This window comes from Paractinoplanes abujensis, from assembly GCF_014204895.1.
Taxonomy (GTDB): Bacteria; Actinomycetota; Actinomycetes; order Mycobacteriales; family Micromonosporaceae; genus Actinoplanes; species Actinoplanes abujensis.
On record NZ_JACHMF010000001.1, the window covers coordinates 1,179,806 to 1,196,039 of the forward strand.

19 protein-coding genes are annotated in these 16,234 nt (G+C 71.1%); 8 read left to right on the plus strand and 11 right to left on the minus strand.

The genetic code is table 11. The features are described from left to right. Positions 1-121 precede the first annotated feature (121 nt). Positions 122-403, plus strand: coding sequence for a hypothetical protein (locus BKA14_RS04755; RefSeq protein ID WP_184949715.1), 282 nt, complete (start codon positions 122-124; stop codon positions 401-403). Positions 404-487: 84 nt separating this feature from the next. Here the strand turns inward: BKA14_RS04755 and BKA14_RS04760 are convergent, their stop codons facing one another. The 4 genes from BKA14_RS04760 to BKA14_RS04775 form a co-directional block, all read right to left on the minus strand. Beyond that, positions 488-1,282, minus strand: coding sequence for a GntR family transcriptional regulator (locus tag BKA14_RS04760; RefSeq protein WP_184949716.1), 795 nt, complete (start codon positions 1,280-1,282; stop codon positions 488-490). A 50-nt stretch (positions 1,283-1,332) separates the two neighbouring features. Further along, positions 1,333-1,671: a pentapeptide repeat-containing protein gene (locus tag BKA14_RS45490; RefSeq protein WP_184949717.1), complete on the minus strand. Its 339-nt coding sequence runs from the start codon at positions 1,669-1,671 to the stop codon at positions 1,333-1,335. Between the two features lie 339 nt (positions 1,672-2,010). Beyond that, the gene (locus tag BKA14_RS04770; protein WP_184949718.1) at positions 2,011-2,880 is read right to left on the minus strand and encodes a PAC2 family protein; all 870 of its coding nucleotides are present in this window, start codon (positions 2,878-2,880) and stop codon (positions 2,011-2,013) included. Between the two features lie 117 nt (positions 2,881-2,997). Beyond that, entirely contained in the window at positions 2,998-3,552 is a 555-nt protein-coding gene (locus BKA14_RS04775) for a hypothetical protein (RefSeq protein WP_184949719.1), read from the minus strand. A gap of 48 nt (positions 3,553-3,600) precedes the next feature. Between BKA14_RS04775 and BKA14_RS04780 the strand changes: the two genes are divergently transcribed. After that, positions 3,601-4,068, plus strand: a complete 468-nt coding sequence (locus BKA14_RS04780; RefSeq protein ID WP_203722023.1) for a GNAT family N-acetyltransferase — start codon at positions 3,601-3,603, stop codon at positions 4,066-4,068. Between the two features lie 205 nt (positions 4,069-4,273). Here BKA14_RS04780 and BKA14_RS04785 read toward each other — a convergent pair whose 3' ends face one another. After that, entirely contained in the window at positions 4,274-5,101 is an 828-nt protein-coding gene (locus BKA14_RS04785) for a CDP-alcohol phosphatidyltransferase family protein (protein WP_184949721.1), read from the minus strand. Between the two features lie 162 nt (positions 5,102-5,263). Here BKA14_RS04785 and BKA14_RS04790 point away from each other — a divergent pair, with 162 nt between their 5' ends. From BKA14_RS04790 to BKA14_RS04805, 4 genes are read left to right on the plus strand one after another with little or no spacing between them, the layout of a single operon-like run. Beyond that, on the plus strand, positions 5,264-5,830 hold the full coding sequence (locus BKA14_RS04790) for a phosphoribosyltransferase (RefSeq protein WP_184949722.1): 567 nt from the start codon (positions 5,264-5,266) through the stop codon (positions 5,828-5,830). Between the two features lie 38 nt (positions 5,831-5,868). Further along, the gene (locus tag BKA14_RS04795; protein ID WP_184949723.1) at positions 5,869-7,425 is read left to right on the plus strand and encodes a diguanylate cyclase domain-containing protein; all 1,557 of its coding nucleotides are present in this window, start codon (positions 5,869-5,871) and stop codon (positions 7,423-7,425) included. A 33-nt stretch (positions 7,426-7,458) separates the two neighbouring features. Continuing rightward, entirely contained in the window at positions 7,459-8,286 is an 828-nt protein-coding gene (locus BKA14_RS44905; protein ID WP_184949724.1) for an AraC family transcriptional regulator, read from the plus strand. A 16-nt stretch (positions 8,287-8,302) separates the two neighbouring features. Next, on the plus strand, positions 8,303-9,022 hold the full coding sequence (locus BKA14_RS04805) for an SDR family oxidoreductase (protein WP_184949725.1): 720 nt from the start codon (positions 8,303-8,305) through the stop codon (positions 9,020-9,022). 24 nt (positions 9,023-9,046) lie between these two features. Here BKA14_RS04805 and BKA14_RS04810 read toward each other — a convergent pair whose 3' ends face one another. Together BKA14_RS04810 and BKA14_RS04815 are read right to left on the minus strand one after the other, a co-directional pair. Then, positions 9,047-9,316 (minus strand): YggT family protein, encoded by a 270-nt coding sequence (locus BKA14_RS04810; protein ID WP_184949726.1) that lies wholly within the window; start codon positions 9,314-9,316, stop codon positions 9,047-9,049. A 32-nt stretch (positions 9,317-9,348) separates the two neighbouring features. Further along, positions 9,349-9,813, minus strand: a complete 465-nt coding sequence (locus BKA14_RS04815) for a MarR family winged helix-turn-helix transcriptional regulator (protein ID WP_184949727.1) — start codon at positions 9,811-9,813, stop codon at positions 9,349-9,351. 63 nt (positions 9,814-9,876) lie between these two features. On the opposite strand from BKA14_RS04815, the gene BKA14_RS04820 reads away from it, so the two are divergent. Beyond that, positions 9,877-10,848 carry a zinc-binding dehydrogenase gene (locus BKA14_RS04820; RefSeq protein WP_184949728.1) on the plus strand — a complete coding sequence of 324 codons (972 nt, stop codon included), beginning with the start codon at positions 9,877-9,879 and terminating at the stop codon, positions 10,846-10,848. 6 nt (positions 10,849-10,854) lie between these two features. On the opposite strand, the gene BKA14_RS04825 is transcribed toward BKA14_RS04820, so the two are convergent. Together BKA14_RS04825 and BKA14_RS04830 are read right to left on the minus strand one after the other, a co-directional pair. After that, complete coding sequence (locus tag BKA14_RS04825) at positions 10,855-11,274, minus strand: BLUF domain-containing protein (protein ID WP_184949729.1); 420 nt, start codon at positions 11,272-11,274, stop codon at positions 10,855-10,857. Positions 11,275-11,283: 9 nt separating this feature from the next. Continuing rightward, positions 11,284-12,009 carry a YqjF family protein gene (locus BKA14_RS04830; RefSeq protein WP_184949730.1) on the minus strand — a complete coding sequence of 242 codons (726 nt, stop codon included), beginning with the start codon at positions 12,007-12,009 and terminating at the stop codon, positions 11,284-11,286. A 42-nt stretch (positions 12,010-12,051) separates the two neighbouring features. On the opposite strand from BKA14_RS04830, the gene BKA14_RS04835 reads away from it, so the two are divergent. Then, positions 12,052-12,777 carry an HAD family hydrolase gene (locus BKA14_RS04835; RefSeq protein WP_260416400.1) on the plus strand — a complete coding sequence of 242 codons (726 nt, stop codon included), beginning with the start codon at positions 12,052-12,054 and terminating at the stop codon, positions 12,775-12,777. 9 nt (positions 12,778-12,786) lie between these two features. On the opposite strand, the gene BKA14_RS04840 is transcribed toward BKA14_RS04835, so the two are convergent. After that, the gene (locus tag BKA14_RS04840) at positions 12,787-15,315 is read right to left on the minus strand and encodes an ABC transporter permease (RefSeq protein WP_184949731.1); all 2,529 of its coding nucleotides are present in this window, start codon (positions 15,313-15,315) and stop codon (positions 12,787-12,789) included. Further along, a complete protein-coding gene (locus BKA14_RS04845; protein WP_438861868.1) occupies positions 15,315-16,067 on the minus strand; it encodes an ABC transporter ATP-binding protein in 753 nt (250 codons plus the stop codon). The genes BKA14_RS04840 and BKA14_RS04845 overlap by 1 nt, the downstream gene beginning before the upstream one ends. Between the last annotated feature and the right edge of the window lie 167 nt (positions 16,068-16,234).

Sequence of the window (16,234 nt, forward strand, 5' to 3'; positions counted from 1 at the left end):
CGTTACGGACGGGTTTTCGAGTTTACGACCGAATTGGTCGTACTTGCTGCAAAACCGGCACATTTCCCGGACGAAAGGACGAGACTTTCGGTCGTCCTACTTTCGTCCGAAAGGAACCATCATGCGTCGTCCGGTCATGTACCTCGCCGGTCTGCTCCTGGCCTCCGGTGCGAGCCTCGCCCTCGCGGGTCCCGCCCAGGCTGCCGTCTCCCACGACAGCGGCGCGTCGAAGTCCTCGCACTACTGGTGCGACGAGGACGACTACTACGGCTACAGCCACCACCACCGTCGCCACCACCACCGTCACGGTGGCGGCTACGACTTCTGGGACGGCGACCGCTACAGCTACACCGTGAACAACGGCTTCTTCAACGGCAACCGGATCGGCATCGACATCTTCTGAGTGTCGTAACGCGAAAGGGCTGTCCCCAGCCCGGAACGACCCGAGGGAGCCGCCGGCCCCTCGGGTCTTTGCATCTCTGCTTCCCTACGCCAGGGCCAACCCCGGATCGGTGTCCGGGGTCTGCGGTGCCGGGGCCGGGATCTTGTATTCCTCGGTCAGCGTCGTCATCGGGCCCGGCCACGTCGCCTGGGCCACCTCGATCGGCTTGCGCGACTCGTCGAACGCCACATGCAGCAGGTGCAGCACCGGGGTGTCCGGGCGGATCTGCAACACCTCGGCCTCGTCGCGGCTCGGCTGCCGGGCGGTGACCGTGTCGGTGGCCGAGGCGTAACGCTTGCCCAGCACCTCCTCGGCCTCCTGATAGAGCGGCCGGCCGAACGCCTCGGCCCGCTCCAGCGACGTGCCGCTCACATCGGTCACCCGGAACCACGAGGCGCCGATCTCCACCGTGGCGTCGTCGGTCTTCACCAGATGCCGCCGGGCCAGCATCTCCGTGCCGTCACGAACCCCGAACGCGTCGGCCACCTCCGGCGGGGCGGGCTCACGACGGACGGAAACCAGCTGCTGCCGATAGCGGGCGGCAAGATCGGCGTGGTAGCCCCGGTGCGCGCCGTAACGCCCCCGCGACAACCGATTCAGGCGGCGGCGGGTGCCCCGGACGTACGTGCCGGAACCGGGCTTGGTGATCAGGATGCCCTCGACCCGCAACTGATCGACGGTGCGCTGGACGGTTTGCTTGGCGACCCCGAACATCTCAGCCATCGCGGGGATCGAGGGGAGGCGCTCACCGGGCTGCCAGTCACCGCGCCGGATACGTTCACGCAGCTGGGTGGCAATTTGGCGGTGCGGGAACTCCGCGGCTCCGGGGTTGATCGTCATTGCCGGCCTCCTTGCCGATGCCTTCGTCCTGCCTGTCGATCGCGCCTGCGCTAGCGGCTCGTCGATCGTTCGTGCCAGTGTCTGACGCACTGCCCGTGTCCGGTCTCTCCGTGCCGTGCGTCGCCCAGGCTTCTGCTGTCACCGCACCACTCGTCCCGCGCCGCCGTTCCCGCCTGCCCCGCCTGCCCCCCAAGGCTCGCCCCGCCAAGGTTCGCCCGGCCAAGGTTCGCCCGGCCAAGGTTCGCCCGGCCAAGGTTCGCCCGGCCAAGGTTCGCCCGGCCAAGGTTCGCCCGGCCAAGGTTCGCCCGGCCAAGGTTCGCCCGGCCAAGGCTCGCCCCCGCCAAGGCCCCTGCGGTTCGCCAAGGCGCCTGCGGCCCGCCGATCACCATTTACACACCTAGGTTCCTAGGATGACCCAACGACGAGGACACGCCAGCGGCGACACGCCAACCCGCCACCCTACATTCGCCGATTCAATGCACCTAGGTTCCTAGGATGCCCTATCGGTTGCGGGGGCGCCGCCGCAATTCGAGGCCTCGCCGAGCTGCCCCGGGAGGTCAAGGCGGATGGGATCGCGTCGGACGGACGGGCCGAGGTCAGCACGTTCCGGACCGCCGACTCGACGGCCCGGTCGGCGGCGGTCACGACCGAGCCGTGTGACGATGGGGGACAACCAAAGAGCCCGGCCACGCGTCAGACGAGCGGGCCGGGCTCCGAGATGGCGATCGCTACCAGGAGCCGGCGGTCGGACCGGCCGACCCGCCCCGGCGCCGCAGGTACTTCTCGAACTCGCTGGCGATCTCGTCCCCGGTCAGCGGCTGGATGCCTTCGTCACCGACGCGTTCCTCCAGCTCCCGTACGTATTCACCCAGCTCGGCGTCCTGCTCGGCGGCGGCCCGGACGCGCTTTTCCCACTCGTCGGCCTCCTCGGCCAGGTCGGCCAGCGGCACCGGCAGGTCGAGCACGTCCTCGAGGCGGCTGAGCAGGGCCAGCGTCGCTTTGGGGCAGGGCGGGTTGTTCGCGTAGTGCGGCACGTGCACCCAGAACGACAGCGCGTCGAGTTCGGCCCGCCCGGCCGCCTCGTGCAGCACGCCGACGATGCCGGTCGGTCCGTCGTAGCGGGTGGGGACCACGTTGTACTTCTCACCGGCGTCACGGTCGGAGGCGGAGCCGCTGATCGGCAGGGGCCGGGTGTACGGCACGTCGGCCAGCAGGGCACCCAGCAACACGATGCGCTCGACCTCGAGGCTGTGACACAACTCCAGGACCTGCTCGCAGAAGGTGCGCCAGCGCATGCTCGGCTCGATGCCGCGGATCAGCACCACGTCGCGCTCGGCGCCGGGCGGGCTGGCCACCGTGAACCGCGTGGTCGGCCATTCGATTTTGCGGGTCTCACCCTCGGCCATCGTGATCGTCGGCCGGCTGACCTGGAAGTCGTAGAAGTCCTCCGGGTCGATGGTGGTGATCTCGCGGGCCTGCCACACCTGCTCGAGGTGTTCCACGGCCGCGGTCGATGCGTCCGCTGCGTCGTTCCAGCCCTCGAAGGCGGCGATGGCCACGGGCGATCGGAGCAGCGGGAGGCCGTCGAACTCAGTCATGCTGACAGCCTACGTTCACCCCGCGCACACCACTCGGCGGCCGCGCCGCGCCCGCCGGGCATCACCGCCGGTAGTAAACCGCAAAAGCCGCAAGACGTACGGAACAAGGAGCGCTGGTTAGACCTTGGCCGGCAGGCGCCGATGCAGTTCGGCCAGCAGCACGGACGGGGCCGGGGACATCAGGCCCACGTCGACGAGGTAGATAGCCCGCCCGCCGTCGCGGCGACGTGTGCGCGGGGCCCGGCCGGGCCCGCCGCCCGGCTCCACGAAGTCGGCGTCCACGGGTGTGATCATGAGCTCGGTGAACGGTCCGCGGTAGCGCAGCGCGACCTCCTCGATGCCGGCCCACGGGATGTGCACGGGCCGGCGGCCGGTGGCGGCGAAGTCGAGCCCACGCATCGAGCTGTGCAGCCAGCCCAGCCGGTTCCAGGCGGCCAGCAGGATCACGGCGGCCAGCGCGACCGGCACGGTCAGGGCCAGCTCGACGTAGAGGACCACGTCGTCGGCGGAGGGGGTGTCGCCCAGCGCGAGCCGCAACAGCACGAACAGAACCAGTGTGGTCGCCCAGACGGCGGCGATCACCCAGAGCATCGTGACGTAGACCATCGCCCGGGACTGCAGGAAGGTGACCGTGTCGTCATCCGGTCCGAGCACCTCGTCGATGTGCGCCACGATGGAATTATGCCCGCTTTGGCGCAGGATAGAGGTGATTATGGGGAGGTGACCGTGACGCGGCTGGGGGACGACGACCCCGCGACGTGGGAGGCCGCCGCGCGCCTCCTCGACGAATACCGTCAGCACTTCGGGGCCAACCCGGCCCCCGAGGCCGCCGCGAGCTGGCTCCGCGACCAGATCGACGCCGCCCGGGCCCGCGTTTACCTGGCCGTCGCTGGTGGCATCACCCCTGACGGCGAGGGCGCCGAGGGCATCTGCACGGTCGCCGTCGTGCCGGCCGCGCTCACCCTGCGCACGGTCTGGCTGATCCGGGACCTTTACGTACGCCCCTCCGCCCGCCGCCGTGGCGTGGCCCGGGCCCTGATCGAGGCGGTGGCCGACGAGGCTGCCGCCAGTGGCGCCCACCGGTTGTCACTGCAGACCGAGACGGCCAACGTGCGGGCGTCGGAACTCTACGTCGGCAGCGGCTTCATCCCGCTGGCCGACGTCACCGTCATGGACCGCGTCCTCTGACAGCGGCAAGAGGCCCCATCACTGTTGAGAAGCGTCCGCCCGCGGCCGCACCAGCAAGATCACCCCACCCCTGTGACCCGCCCCAACCGGGGGACCTCCACCCTCGCCGATTTTACGGGGTCGGGGCGATCTTGGCGGGCGTGCGACGTGGTGGCTGTGGACGAACGGGGATTGTGGACAACCGCGGGTGGGCCGGCGGAATGTGCTAGACCGTCGCGGGCACGGGGTCGGCGGGGGTCTCGACGGGGGGCTGGGTCGCCTGCTTGCGCTTGGCGTAGGCGTACAGGCGGTAGATCAGCAGCAGTTCGAAGGCGACCATCAGCACCGAGGACGCGGCGCCCACGAGCAGGATCTGCCCGGCGACCGGGCCGACGATGAACACGAACATCATGAACTCGATGCCGCTGAACAGGTGGGGCCGGATGCGGTGGCGGACCAGGAAGTTGCGCAGGCGCCACACGGCGGACTCGTTGCCGGTGGCCGTGGGGGCGGTGACGGGGCCGGCCACGGCGTCCTCGTCGGTCATCACCACGGCGTCCTGGTTGAGGTCGGCGCGGACCTTGCCCATCTGCAGCGCGTTCAAGTAGCGGAACATGTCGAGGAAGATGACGATCCCGCCGAGCCACAGGTAGGCCATGTTGTCGGTGGCCGCGTACTGGCCGCCGAAGAGGCCGACCCCGCAGATGGCCACGCGCAGGCGGTCGAGCACGTAGTCGAGCCAGGAGCCGAAGGCCGATCCGGTGCCGTTCAGCCGGGCGATCTTGCCGTCCATGCAGTCCAGGACGAAGCTGAGGTGGAAGAGCAGTGCGCCGGCCAGCAACCAGCCGTAGTCGGCCTGCCAGAAGCAGTACGCGGACACGATGCCGATCAGGAAGGCCAAGGTGGTCAGGCGGTTCGGGGTGACGGCGCGCCACGGCTGGACCAGCCAGACGAGACGGGAGGCGAGCGGGTCGACGAGGCCGACGGTCCACCACGCGTCTCGCTGTTTGTACGTGCGGTCGCGGATCACTTCGAGGGGATACCGCTGCGCCATGCGACTACTCCTGGTGCTGCCGGAAACATGAACGATCAACCGCGCGGACCTTACTAGAAGTTGAACAAGCCGGGAAGGGCGGTTGGGGCGTGTCGGAAATCGAGGAACTTTTCGGTCACACGCAGTTAATTTGCCGGTGATCTACCCGATGGGGGGACCTCTGTGGACGCCGAACACGTGGCGGACGATCTCGAAGCGGTGATCTTGGCCGAGGAGCAGATTCTGGCCCGCGTCGAGGAGCTGGCGGGTGAACTGCACGAGACCGCCGGAGCCCGTACGCCGGTGTTCGTGGGTGTGCTGGGCGGGGCGGCCACCTTCACGGTCGACCTGGCTCGCGCCTATCCGGGGCAGCTCGAGATCGGCTGGATGGCGGTCAAGTCGTACACCACCCACAACCGCGCGTCGGGTTCCGTACGGTTGCTCAAGGATCTCGACATCGACATCACGGGCCGCGACGTCGTGATCGTGGACGGTGTGATCGACACCGGGCTGACGATGTCGTGGCTGATCGCGAACCTGGCCCAGCGCGGCCCGGCCTCGATCGCGGTGTGCGCGCTGCTGCGCAAGCCCGAGACCGCCCGGTTCGCCGACACCCCGACGTACGTGGGTTTCGACGTCGGCCCGGGGCTGATCGTGGGCTACGGGCTCGACCATCGCGGCCGCTACCGCAACCTGCGGTGTGCCGCCGTGCTGGCCCGGAGCGTTTACGAGGTGACCCCGGCGGGATAGCCGCTCAGGGTTCCCGTACGCGTGCCGAACAGTACAGAGTGCGCGAAGGCGGGCGGTGGAGCGGGTTCGCGCTCGTGTTCGCCGTGCTGGTGACCGGCACCGTGGTCTCGGTGGCGATCTTCGACGCCCAGCGGCGCAGCGAGGACGTCTACGCCTCGCAGCTCATGGACCGCTACGCCGACGACGTCACCGCGGCGATCGACGACCGGGTCAGCCGGTACGGCGAAACCCTGTCCGACCTGGCCTCCTCGGTCGGCGCGCAGGCCGACCTGGACAACGACGACTTCAGCCGGTCGAGCGCCGGGCTCAACGCGGCCCGCCTGCCCGGGGCCAGCGCGGTCGCGTTCGTGGTCCCCGCGACCAGCGCCCAGGTGGCGCCCGTGCAGCGGCATTGGCGTACGCGGGGCGCCCCGGCGCTGGAGCTGAAACCGGTCGGCGGCGCCCAGCACTACTTCGTGATCTTCAACCGGGTCTTCGACAACGGCACCGCCGTGCCCGGCACCGACCTGGCCGCGAGCCCCGAGGCGACCAAGGCCATGACGCTGTCCCGGCAGATCAGCGCCATGGTGATCAGCCCGGCCTACCAGCTGCTGTCCGACCGTTCGGTGCCCGCCGAGCGCCGGCAGACCTCGATCGTGCTGGCCGTGCCCGTGATGAGCGGGATGGGCTCGGCCGAGCCGGACCGGTTCGAGGGCTGGGTCGTGATGGGCGTACGGGGTCAGAACTTCCTGTCGCAGACGCTGATCGACCGGGGGCAGGGTGCGGTGCAGGCCAGCCTGACCGACGCCGCGGCCGACAACCGGCTGATCGCCTCGGTGCGGCCGGGCACGCGGGTCGCCGACGACAAACTGCTGCGCGAGCGTTCCGTACGGGCGGGGCAGCGCCGCTGGCAGGTCACGATGTGGCCGACCACCCGGCTGCTGACCGCCACCGACCGGGGCATGAGCGTGCTCTCGGGCGGGGCCGGTCTGGCCCTGACGGTCATGCTGGCCGTCATGACCGGGGTGCTGATCAGCAGCCGCAACCGCGCGTTCCGGCAGGTCGAGGTGGCCACCGCGGCGCTGCGGGAGGACATCGTGCGGCGCGAGGAGGTCGAGGCGCAGCTGCATCAGCTGGCGTTCCACGACTCGCTGACCGGGCTGGCCAACCGGCAGCTGTTCTACGAGAGACTGGAGCAGGCCCTGGAGGCCGACGGGGCGGGCGCCGTGGCCGTCCTCTTCATCGACCTGGACGGCTTCAAGCAGATCAACGACGCCCGCGGCCATCATGCGGGTGACACGGTGCTGCAGGTGGTGGCGGACCGGCTGCGGTCGGGAATCCGGCAGGGCGACACGGTGGCCCGGTTCGGCGGTGACGAGTTCGCGATCCTGCTGGAGGAGATCGTCGACGTGGCCGACGCGTACACGGCGGCCGAGCGGATCGTCGCCGACGTCCGGGAGCCGATCGACATCGCCGGGGTGCCCGCGCACGTGTCCACCAGCGTCGGCATCGCCGTGCACCGGCGCGGAACGTTCGCCGCGGATCTGCTGCGCGAGGCCGACGCGGCCATGTACGCGGCCAAGGCGGCCGGCAAGAACCGCTACGTGATGGCTTGACCGGCGGCCGCGTACGGGCGAACGCTGGGACGTGTGGGGGCCCAGATCCACTCCGTGCCGGCGGTCGTCTCCGCCGACCCGTGCGAGGTCGCCGTGCGGGCGGCGTGTGCCGAGCTGCGCCCGTACGTGCTGGGTTATTCGGGTTTCCGCTCGGGTCACGGCCGACCCATCGCGCATCTGCTGCTGCCGCTGGCCTATCCGACCGTGGTCGTCGACTTCAGCTCGCGGTCGGGGCTGGTCCTCGGGGGACGGCGCGAAGCCACCAGCCGCGGCGAGACGACCTGGGGGCACGGGGTCAGCATCGGGCTGACCCCGCTCGGGACGGCCGCGCTGCTCGGCGTGCCGATGGGGGAGCTGGGTGACGGCGCCGTGCCGGTGGACGCGCTGCTCGGGCCGGTCGCGACCGAGGTGCCGGGCCGGTTGGCGGCCGAGCCGGGCTGGGGGCAGCGGTTCGACCTGGTCGAGCGGATGCTGATCGGTCTGCGGCGCCGCCGGACGGCGACCCCGGACCGGGCCGTGCTGACGGCGTGGCAGCGGCTGCACCGGCCCGACCGGCCGGACGTGGCGTCGCTGGCGGCCGAGCTGAACGTGACCCGGCGCCGTCTGGAGCGCGGGTTCCGGCAGCATCTGGGCCTGTCCCCGGCGACGGTGGCCCGGATCGCGCGGTTCCAGCGGGTCGTCGACCGGCTCAGCGGCGGGGCCGGTCCGTCGCAGGCCGCGGCCGACAGCGGCTTCGCCGATCATCCGCACCTGGCCCGGGAGACGCGGGCGATGGCCGGGCTGACCCCGACCGAGCTGGCCCGGTTCGTGAGCACCCCGCCGGTCGTCGTCGCAAACGTCCAAGACGGCCGGGGGCGCTGAGACCTAGTGTCCCGGCATGACGCTGGAGGGGAAGACCGCGCTGGTCACGGGCGGGTCGAAGGGGATCGGGCGGGCAATCGTGGAGCACCTCGCGGCGCGCGGCGCAACGGTCGTGTTCACGTACCGGCAGGACGAGGTGGCCGCGGACGAAGTCGTACGGGGGAACCCGGGGACGACTGCCGTGCGCGCGGACCAGGAGAGCCTCGACGGACTCGACGCCATGTTCGAGCCCGTACGGGCGGGTCTGGACATCCTGGTGAACAACGCGGGGCTGGTGACGGCCGCTCCGATCGCCGAGCTGACGCCCGCCGACTTCGACCGGGTGTTCACCGTCAACACCAAGTTCCCGCTGTACGCCATGCAGCGCGCGGCGCCCCTGCTGCGTGACGGCGGCCGGATCGTCAACATCAGCACGCTCAACACGCTGCTGCCGGCGGCGCGGCTGGCCCTGTACTGCGCCAGCAAGGCCGCGCTGGAACAGCTCACGGTGGTCGCGTCGAAGGAACTCGGCGCGCGTGGCATAACAGTCAACACGGTCTCGCCGGGGGCCACCGACACCGGCACGCTGCGCGCCGCCAACCCGCCCGAGGCGCTGGCGGCGGCGGCCGGGAGGACCGCCCTGGGTCGCCTCGGCCGGCCCGCCGACGTGGCCGCGGTCGTCGCGTTCCTCGTCTCGGCGGAGGGCCGCTGGGTCACCGGCCAGAACGTGCGCGCGACCGGCGGCCTCGCGGTGTGAGGCCGGCCGGTCGCGGGGGAACGGTCAGATGAAGGCGCGGAGGATCACGATGGCGAAGAAGACGATGAGGAAGGCCAGGTCGATGGCGGCGCCGCCGAGGCGCAGCGGCGGCACGACGCGCCGGACGGGGGCCAGGATGGGCTCGGTCACGGTGTAGACGCCCGACATCAGCCGCGAGCGGAAACCGCCGGGAGCGGCCGGGCCGGCCAGGACCGTGCTCCAGTCGAGCAGGGCCCGCGCCACGAGCAACAGCTGCACGAGCAGCAGCAGAAAGTCCACGAGGGCGAGGACCACAAATGCCTCCAGGTGCGGGGTGAAAGGTCCCTCTACTGTGCGTCGTCCAGCTGTGCAATTGCTGTACGGGCGTTGAGCAAACGGGACACCAGGGTGTGCACCTGCCGTTGCTCGTCCTCGCTGAGCACACCTTCGAGCCGTTCGGCCACCGCCGCGTCGTACGTGCGGCTCGCCTCCCCGAGCAGCGTACGGCCGGCGGCCGTCAGCGCGATCAGGCTGGCCCGCCGGTCGCCGGGGTCGGGCCGCCGTTCGATCAGCCCCGCCGCCCGCACCCGTTCCGCCAGTTTGCTGGCCCCGCCGACGGTGATCCGCAGCTCGCGGGCCAGGTCACCGACGCGCAACGTCTCCTGACCCGACCGGTCCAGCGTGTAGAGCGTCTCGAACGCGGCCAGCGACAGCCCGTGCGCCTGCTTGAGGCGGGCGTCGACGTGCTCCCACAGCATGATCTCGACCCGGACGAGATCGTTCAGCCAGCGGATGCGCCGGTCGTCGGTCATGCCGGTCAGCCTAGCAAAACGATTCCGTGGAATTAGATTCCATGGAAGGTTGTTAGGGTGGGCATGAGAGCAATCGTTCTGTCCGAGCCCGGTCCCGTCGAGAACCTCGAAACGCGTGAGCTGCCCCTGCCGGACGCCGGCCCCGGGCAGGTGCGGATCCGGGTCGAGGCGTTCGGCCTCAACCGCTCCGAGCTGCACCTGCGCCTGGGCTACGCGGAAGGGGCGCGACTGCCGATCGTGCCCGGCATCGAGGCGGTCGGGGTGGTCGACGCGGCGCCGGGCAGCGACCTCGAACCCGGGCAGCAGGTGGCCGCGCTGATGGGGGGCATGGGCCGGACCTTCGACGGCGGATATGCCGAGTTCACCACGGTGCCGCGGGCGCAGGTCATCCCGTTCCGTTCCGAGCTGCCCTGGGCAACGCTCGGCAGCGTTCCCGAGACCTTGCAGACCGCGTACGGGTCCCTGACTGTCGGCCTCGACCTGCGGGCCGGGCAGACGCTGCTGATCCGGGGCGGCACGTCGGCCCTCGGCTACGCCACGGCCGCGCTCGCCCGCGACCTCGGCGCGACAGTGCTGGCGACCACCCGGCAACCGGAACGGCTCGACGAGCTGGCCGCGCACGGCATCGACCACCCCGTCCTGGACGACGGCGCGGTGGCGGCCCGGGTGCGCGAGATCACCGGCGACGGCGTCGACGCGGCGCTCGAACTGGTCGGCACGCCCACGCTGCCCGACACGCTGGCCGCGACGCGGGTGCACGGCACGGTCTGCTTCGCCGGGATGCTGTCCAACCAGTGGACCGTCCCCGACTTCTACCCGATCGCCTACCTGCCGACCGGGGTCCGCCTCACGTCCTACAGCGGCGACGCCGGTTCGCTGCCCGCGGCGGTGCTGCAGGACGCCCTCGACCGCATCGCCGCCGGCACGCTGAGCCTCGGCCCGGTGGCGGTCTACCCGTTCGACCGTGTCCGCGACGCCCACCGCGACATCGAGCACAACCGCATCAGCGGCAAGGCGGTCGTCGTGACCCGCTGAGCGCGCTCAACGGGTGCGGCTCAGCGTGCGCATGCGTTGCATGAGGGCGGTGGCGGTCGCGGCGTCGAGGGTGTCCGGGCTGAACTCGTAGCCCGGCAGCACGTCGCGCAGCGCCACCCGCAGCTCGGGGGAGGTGCTGTCGATCAGGCCCATCGACCAGTCGGGGAAGCAGCGTTCGGTCACGTCGTCCACCGCGATCAGGGCGACCTCGCGGTGCCGGGGGTCGTCGCTGATCGTGCGGAACGTGCGGGTGACCTGTTCGGCCTCGCCCTCCAGGCACTGCAGGTAGTGGTCGCGGTTGAACAGCAGCACGCCGGTGAGGTCGCGGGCCGCGTTGTTGTGGCGGGCCTGGTCCTGGATCGCGAAGATGCCGTTGGGCGGCAGGCTGTTCTTCCGGCTCCGGTAGATCAGCTGCGTGACGCTCATTTTCCCAGGCTAGGCCGTCGTTCCGAAGGTGACCGGGACTCCGGGGGAATAGAGCACGCTCACCGGCGGCCCGACCGGCTGGGGCAGACCGGCCGCCGCGATCAGCGTGTCCGACAGCGACAGCAGCTCGGCCCGGTGCAGCGGCCACACCGGGTGGTCGTTGGCCAGGTGGACCGTGCGGCCGCCGACGCTGGTGTGCAGGCCCCAGCGGGCGGTGACGAACTGCTCGACCGGGCTCGGGTGGGTGATCGGGGCGCCCACGCGCACGGTCATCGCGCTGGCCGCGCCGCGCGGGCCGGGCCAGCGGCGGCGGGTCGTGTACGTCAGCACGTCGCCGTCGCGGGTCAGGCGCATCCGCGACCACATGTACGGCAGGTTGAGCGCGGCCCGCGCGACCAGCACGGGGATGAGGCGTTCGGCCTCCAGCGAGCGGAACACCACACCCCGCCGGCCCGCGGCGTCGACGCTGTAGAGCCGCACGTTGGTCTCGGCGAACGTGCCGAAGTAGGGCACCCCGGGGCCGCGCAGGAAACCGACGCCCTGCATCCGGAAGCCGATCAGCCCCACGTAGGTGACGCCGTCGAGGGTGTCGGGCCCGGTGCCGGCCGGTAGCAGCGGCGCGACCAGCGCGGGGTCGGCCGTCCAGTGCAGGAACGCCAGGTCGGCCCAGCGCTGCACGAGCAGCGAGCGCCGCACCGGCCGGGGTGTGCTGAGGGTGACGACTTCCGGGTCCATGTGAGCGAAGGTACGCGCCGGGAACCAGCCGTACGGGGGAGAATGGACCGGGCAAGCACATCACGATCATGGAGGCTCATCCTGAACGCGCGACAACCCGCCGCGGTGCTCTTCGACATGGACGGCACGCTGGTCGACAGCGAGAAGGTCTGGGAGATCGCCCTGCACGAGCTGGCCGCGCGCGCGGGCGGCACGCTGTCCCCGGCGGCCCGGCAGGCGATGATCGGCAGCAGCATGGCCGCCAGCATGCAGATCCTGCGCGACGACCTGGGCCAGCCCGACCGGCCCGAGGCGCCCGACGTCGAGTGGCTCACCGATCGGGTGCTCGAACTGTTCGGCGCGGGCCTGGTGTGGCGGCCGGGGGCGTTGGAGCTGCTGCATGCGGTCCGGTTCGCCGGGCTGCGGACCGCGCTGGTCACCTCGACGGGCCGCAAGCTGGTCGAGGTCGCGCTGGAGACGTTGGGCCGGGACAACTTCGACGTCGTGGTCTGCGGCGACGAGGTGGCCCTGCCCAAACCCGACCCCGAGCCCTACCGCACGGCCGCGGCCCTGCTCGGCGTGGCCGTCGAGGACTGCGTCGCGATCGAGGACTCGCCGACCGGCGTGGCCAGCGCGCTCGCCTCGGGGGCGACCGTGCTGGCCGTGCCGGCCGAGCTGGAGCTGCCGCCGACCGACGGGGTCCACCTGCGCACCTCGCTGGTGGGGGTGGACCCCGCCTACCTGGCCGACCTGCTCGTGCACCGGGGGCTGCTGCAGCCCGAGGGCTGACCCCCGCGATCAGTCGTGGGCGATGGCGGCCAGGACGTTGAGCCTGGCCGCCTTGATCGAGGGCAGCACCGCCGCCAGCACCCCGACGATCGCGGCCAGCCCCAGGTAGAGACCCATCTGCCCGTACGGCAGGACCAGATCGGTGATGCCCTCACCCTCCAGCGCCTGCACCACCGCGGCGCCCAGCCCGGAGCCGACCACGACGCCCAGCAGCGCGCCGAACACCGAGATCACCACCGCTTCGACAGTGACCATGCGCATGGTCTGGGCCCGGCCGAGGCCGACCGCACGCAGCAGACCCAATTCCCTCGTACGCTCCAGCACCGACAACGCCAGCGTGTTGATCACGCCGAGGACCGCGATGAGGATCGCCAGGCCGAGCAGCACCTGCACCATCAGGATCACCGTGTCGAACGTGCCGAGCTGCTGGTTGATGAAGCTGCTGCGGTCGGTCGCGTTGACCTCGGGGCTGTCGGCCACCAGCGCCTTGATCTGCGGCAGCACCTGGTCGACGGTGACCCCGTCGGCCAGCCGCACGAACCCGAAGGAGGGCTGGGTGATGCCGAACTCCTTGGTCGCCGCGGCCGGCAGCATGATGCTGCCCGGGACCCGTTCCTCGTCGTACGTGGTGACGATCGTGTAGCTGTGCTCCGCGCCCCGCGGCATCTGCACCTTGACCACGCTGCCGGTGGTCCAGCCGTGCTCGGTGGCCTGCTTGGTGCTCACCGCGATCTGGCCGGGCTTCAGCGCGGGCAGCGCCGGCGACCCGAACGCCTCGGCCAGCCGGGCCAGATCGTCGGTGGCGGTGACGTATTCGCGCTCGCCGTCGATCAGCACCTGCTCGTTCCAGGTGCCGGCCACCGCCCGGACGCCGGGCACCTTCGCGGTTTCCGCCAGCACGGCGTCGTCGAACACCGGCGGGCGCGGCCCGTTCTGGTCGCCGCCGATCACGATCTCGGCCTTGACCGTGTCCTCGGCCGTCGCGGCCACGCTCTGCTTGACCGAGCCGATCACCACCGTGACCCCGGTGACCAGGGCGATGCCGACCATCAGGGCTGCCGCCGTGATCGCCGTACGACGCGGGTTGCGGCCCGAGTTGAGCCGGCCCAGCCGCCCCGGCACCGACCACGAGAACAACCGGCCCAGCAGCGCGACGACCGGCTTGGAGATCAGCGGCGTGAGGAGGGCGACCCCGACGAACGTGATCAGCACGCCGCCCAGGATCAGCCAGAGCGAGTTGTTGCCGTAGAGACCGACGCCGAGCAGGGCGGCGCCCACCGCGCCGATGACGGCCCCCGTCACGGTCACCCGGGTCAGCGGGCGGTCGGGGGTGGCGACGTCCTGCATCGCGGCGATCGGGGAGACCCGCGAGGCCCGTACGGCGGGCAGCACCGCGGCCACGACCGTGACCACGACACCGACGATCAGTGAACTCAGGATCGCGGCCATCGGCACCCCGACCGTGGCCGGGTCGAGCCCGCCGCTGAACGAGCCGAACAGCGTGACCAGCAGCCAGCCCACGCCGATGCCCGCGGCCAGGCCCAGCACGGCCGCGATGAGCCCGATGACCAGCGCCTCGACCAGCACCGAGCTGATCACCTGGCGGCGGCCCGCGCCGAGCGCGCGCATCAGCGCCAACTCCCGCGTCCGCTGGGCCACGATGATCGAGAACGTGTTGAGGATCAGGAACGTGCCGACGAACAGGGCCACCCCGGCGAAGCCGAGCAGGATGTTGTTGAAGAAGCCGAGGGCCTCCTTGAACTGCGCGGCGCTGTCCTCGGCGAGCTGCTCACCGGTCTTGACGTCGTAACCCGCGCCCAGCCGGGCCGCGATCTGATCCCGTACGGCTTCCGGCGCCGAGTCCTTGTCCACCGCCACAGTGATCTGCGTGAACGCGTCCTTCTGGCCCAGCATCGAGCGCTGGGCCTGCGCGGTGGTGAAGGCGACCTCCTGCACGCCGCCGATGCTGTCCCGGTCGTTGGTGTAACCCCACACGCCGACCAGCTTGAACGTTTGCTTGGGGAGCTGGGTGAGCACGCCCACCCGGTCGCCGACCTTGATGCCGGCCGCCTTGGCCACGGCCTCGTTGACGGCGATCTCGTCGTCCTGCTCGGGGCCGCGGCCCTGGCGCAGCTGCATCAGGTCGTCGGGGCCGACCCAGTTCATGCCGATCCGCGGCGGGCCGTAGCTGGTGACCACCTTGCCGTCGGTGCCGATGACCCGGGCGCCGTCGTCGGAGACCACCCCGGTCGCCTTCGCGACCCCGGGCACCGCGGCCACCTGGCCGACCAGCGCGGCCGGCAGCGGGGTGAGAACCTGCTCACCCTCCATCTCGGACACCGCCACCTTGGGTTCGGCCGTGACCGCCACGTCGATCTGCGAATAGCCCTCGGCGAACAGCTTGTCGAACGTGCGCCCCAACGTGTCGGTCGTGACGAACGCGCCCGCCACGAACATGACGCCGAGCACGACCGCCAGCCCCGAGAGCACCAGCCGCAGTTTGCGGCTGAGCAGGCTCTTCAGCGTCGCGCGCAGCATCAGACGAGCACCTCCCCGGCCTTCATGGCCTCCAGCACCGTCTCGGGGGTGGGGTTGTCGAGCTCGGCCACGATCGCGCCGTCGGCCAGGAACACCACCCGGTCGGTGTAGCTCGCCGCGACCGGGTCGTGGGTGACCATGACGATCGTCTGCCCGTGCTCCAGCACGCTGCTGCGCAGGAACGACAGGATCTCGGCGCCCGCCTTGGAGTCGAGGTTGCCCGTCGGTTCGTCGGCGAAGATGACGTCGGGCCGGCTCATCAGCGCCCGCGCGCACGCCACCCGCTGCTGCTGGCCGCCGGAGAGCTGGTTGGGCCGGTGATCGAGGCGGTCGCCGAGGCCGACGGTGCCGATCACCGTGTCCCACCACTGCGGGTCGGGTTTGCGGCCCGCGATGTCCAGCGGCAGCCGGATGTTCTCGGCCGCGGTCAGCGTGGGCAGCAGGTTGAACTGCTGGAAGATGAAGCCGACCCGGTCGCGGCGCAGCCGGGTCAGCGCCCTGTCGTTCAGGCCGGTGACCTCGGTGCCGCCGATGTGCACCGAGCCGCGGGTGACCGTGTCGAGACCGGCGAGGCAGTGCATGAGCGTCGACTTGCCGCTGCCGGACGGCCCCATGATGGCCGTGAACTTGCCGCGCGCGAAGCTCGCGCTCACCCCGCGCAGGGCGACCACGCGCGCCTCCTCGGAGCCGTACACCTTCCACACGTCGTCGGCGCGCGCCGCGACCGGCTCCTGCGCCCTCGTCCCGATCATCTGTGCCAGCCCCCTGGGTCGTGCGGGCCGCCCCCGTCGGCCGGCCCGTTGCGGCTCAGTGTTCCGTCGCGCGCGGCCCCGGGCGTCCGACCACGGGCGTAGAGGGACGCGGAGATTTCGATACGGGGAACACCCAGGGGACTCTCAGGGTCGACCCTGAGATGTCA

What these genes read in the sequence shown, in the direction of transcription:
- BKA14_RS04755 (WP_184949715.1), top strand. Translation starts at nt 122, where the DNA reads ATGCGTCGTCCGGTCATGTACCTCGCCGGTCTGCTCCTGGCCTCCGGT.
- BKA14_RS04760 (WP_184949716.1), bottom strand. Translation starts at nt 1,282, where the DNA reads ATGACGATCAACCCCGGAGCCGCGGAGTTCCCGCACCGCCAAATTGCC.
- BKA14_RS45490 (WP_184949717.1), bottom strand. Translation starts at nt 1,671, where the DNA reads ATGGTGATCGGCGGGCCGCAGGCGCCTTGGCGAACCGCAGGGGCCTTG.
- BKA14_RS04770 (WP_184949718.1), bottom strand. Translation starts at nt 2,880, where the DNA reads ATGACTGAGTTCGACGGCCTCCCGCTGCTCCGATCGCCCGTGGCCATC.
- BKA14_RS04785 (WP_184949721.1), bottom strand. Translation starts at nt 5,101, where the DNA reads ATGGCGCAGCGGTATCCCCTCGAAGTGATCCGCGACCGCACGTACAAA.
- BKA14_RS04805 (WP_184949725.1), top strand. Translation starts at nt 8,303, where the DNA reads ATGACGCTGGAGGGGAAGACCGCGCTGGTCACGGGCGGGTCGAAGGGG.
- BKA14_RS04815 (WP_184949727.1), bottom strand. Translation starts at nt 9,813, where the DNA reads ATGACCGACGACCGGCGCATCCGCTGGCTGAACGATCTCGTCCGGGTC.
- BKA14_RS04820 (WP_184949728.1), top strand. Translation starts at nt 9,877, where the DNA reads ATGAGAGCAATCGTTCTGTCCGAGCCCGGTCCCGTCGAGAACCTCGAA.
- BKA14_RS04825 (WP_184949729.1), bottom strand. Translation starts at nt 11,274, where the DNA reads ATGAGCGTCACGCAGCTGATCTACCGGAGCCGGAAGAACAGCCTGCCG.
- BKA14_RS04830 (WP_184949730.1), bottom strand. Translation starts at nt 12,009, where the DNA reads ATGGACCCGGAAGTCGTCACCCTCAGCACACCCCGGCCGGTGCGGCGC.
- BKA14_RS04835 (WP_260416400.1), top strand. Translation starts at nt 12,052, where the DNA reads ATGGACCGGGCAAGCACATCACGATCATGGAGGCTCATCCTGAACGCG.
- BKA14_RS04840 (WP_184949731.1), bottom strand. Translation starts at nt 15,315, where the DNA reads ATGCTGCGCGCGACGCTGAAGAGCCTGCTCAGCCGCAAACTGCGGCTG.
- BKA14_RS04845 (WP_438861868.1), bottom strand. Translation starts at nt 16,067, where the DNA reads ATGATCGGGACGAGGGCGCAGGAGCCGGTCGCGGCGCGCGCCGACGAC.